The organism is Pseudomonas sp. P4_C1 (assembly GCF_056402155.1).
In genome coordinates this window covers 1-2020 of sequence record NZ_JBFUHY010000155.1, presented here as the reverse complement: position 1 = coordinate 2020, position 2020 = coordinate 1, and the positions used below count along the sequence as shown (strand labels likewise).

At 57.1% G+C, this 2020-nt stretch carries 2 protein-coding genes and 2 pseudogenes; 2 read left to right on the top strand and 2 right to left on the bottom strand.

Features of this window, described 5'->3' with window-relative positions; all coding sequences use genetic code 11:
- Both AC1DU9_RS29725 and AC1DU9_RS29720 read left to right on the top strand, forming a co-directional pair.
- A pseudogene (locus AC1DU9_RS29725) lies at nucleotides 1–273 on the top strand (hypothetical protein); the annotation flags it as partial.
- A gap of 19 nt (nucleotides 274–292) precedes the next feature.
- Nucleotides 293–958, top strand: a complete 666-nt coding sequence (locus AC1DU9_RS29720) for a helix-turn-helix transcriptional regulator (RefSeq protein ID WP_477811260.1) — start codon at nucleotides 293–295, stop codon at nucleotides 956–958.
- Between the two features lie 66 nt (nucleotides 959–1024).
- On the opposite strand, the pseudogene AC1DU9_RS29715 reads toward AC1DU9_RS29720, so the two are convergent.
- Both AC1DU9_RS29715 and parS read right to left on the bottom strand, forming a co-directional pair.
- Nucleotides 1025–1195 (bottom strand): annotated as a pseudogene (locus tag AC1DU9_RS29715) (arginine-ornithine antiporter); the annotation flags it as partial.
- Nucleotides 1196–1530: 335 nt separating this feature from the next.
- The coding region (gene parS, locus AC1DU9_RS29710; RefSeq protein ID WP_477811259.1) for a type II RES/Xre toxin-antitoxin system antitoxin at nucleotides 1531–2020 on the bottom strand (490 nt) is incomplete at its 5' end.

The window sequence follows — 2020 nt, the reverse complement described above, 5'->3', positions numbered from 1 at the left end:
GCCAAGGGCAAGCAGGCTGCCGTCACCGAGTTGACCAGCAATGCCAAGGCGATTGCGGCTTTCCTGGCCACCGCCAACCCCAATTTGCCTGAAGCCACACTGGTCAACATGCTGTCGGCCCATGGCGGTCACCACGTCGCCCAGATCGATGCGTTTGCCGCGCACGATTACGCCGGCGAAGCCCGTACCTGGGCGATGATGCGCACGCACATCCTGGCCCTGGCCGACGCGCTGACCGCCGCGCTGGTCAAGCATTTCCCTGACAAGTTCTGATACCGCGCGAGGGCATCCCATGCTGGAAGGACTGGGCCGAACACAGCAAGACCTGCTCAATGCGCTGCTGCACCATGCGGGCGGCATGAGCATTGACGAGTTGGCTGAACATCTGGCCGTCACGCGCACGGCGATCCGCCAACATTTGGCGGCGCTGGAGCGTGACGACCTGGTGTTGCGCGGCGACACCCGTCCGACGGGCCGTCGTCCGGAGCAGCTGTATCGGCTCACCGACCACGCGCGGGAGCAGTTCCCTCGCCACTATCATCTACTGGCCAGCATATTGCTTGATGAGGTCGCCGCCATCATCGGTCCCGAAGCCCTGGCCTCGCTGATGCGCAGCATGGGCCGCAAACTGGCTTCGGACCTGGAACAACAGGTCGTGGATGAAGCCAGGATCGTCCAGCACATGAACCAGACAGGCTACGAAGCCGAGGTGTTTTTTCGCTCAGGCGGCACCCCGGAAATCGTCGCGCATAACTGCGTCTTCCATCGCCTGGCTGCCGAGCACCCGGTGGTCTGCCAACTGGACCTGGCCTTGATCGGCACGCTGGGCGGCGGTGAAGTCGAACACAGCGAATGCATGGTGCGTGGCGGGCATGTCTGTCGCTTCAGGCTGCGACCGAGCGAAACCCCGAATGTTGCGACAGAGGCTGCTCCAGCCAATACCGATCAGCCAGCCTAGTGCTTGCGCGACAGCCGTTGCGGCCAGTTTCCAGCGTTGTCCCGCTGACAGGCTTCTTCAGAGTCGAGCAGCACTTGGGGCGACGTTCTGTGGCAGTGAGAAAATGCCACCGCCGACCATCGAACCAATCACCAAAGCGATCAGTTACCCAACCTTGAGTTTGTCGCTGGAGGCCGTGACTAGAGTTTGTTTGTCGGGCTCGAAATCTTTATCCAACTTGCCTACAGAATCGACCATTTAGATCACCTTACCGAATGGGTATCGCTAAGGTAGAAAACAGACCACCCCGTAAGGTCGCTTTTGCACTGCATGACCTTTCAAGTGGTATGTGCAACGGAACGGAAAGCACCTGGGAACAGCAATCAAATGGTAACCAGTACTAAGAGCGTCGCAGAACTCGAAAATGCTCTGCGGTTCAGTACTTCTGAGTCTCTGGTGGAAGAACATGGGGCGTATTTACGCGTTCTTCCAGTTTCGCCGCGCACTGCTCGGCGGAAATGTGATCGGAAAACTTCAATGTCATACCATAGGCCTCAACCAGCCAGATTGGCTTAGTCGATCCCGTGAACTCATCAGACTACGCTCCCCCACTCCAAGGCCTGTAGGATTCGGCGAACTTGTTTAGCGCCTATCTCAGTCTCACAGAGCATGATCGGTGCAGTCCCATTGAGTGCTGAATTTGGCGTCGATAGCCACTGCGCCGCGCGCACTTGGTCTTCAAAAGTCCTCTCCGCCAAGTGACTGACTGCAGCAATTCGGTCCAAACGTTCGGAGCCGACAGGATCAAGGTTCGTTTGCGCTCTCCGTCGTTTTTCCAGCGTCGAGATTGATGCATTGAACAGTGTTTTCAAGTGACGATCTTGAAGGTCGAAGACCAGGCGGAATGATTGAATGAGGTGAGCGGGAAACCCTATCTTGATTTGCTGAAGCCTTTCCGAATCTTGTAGTAACGCTAGATTGGCAATGAATCGCCAAAAGGCAGCGATCTCCGCCTCTCGACGCAGATCTTGCTTTTTTGCCGGACGTCGAAATGTCGTTGAAGTGCTCATCAACACTTTCTCC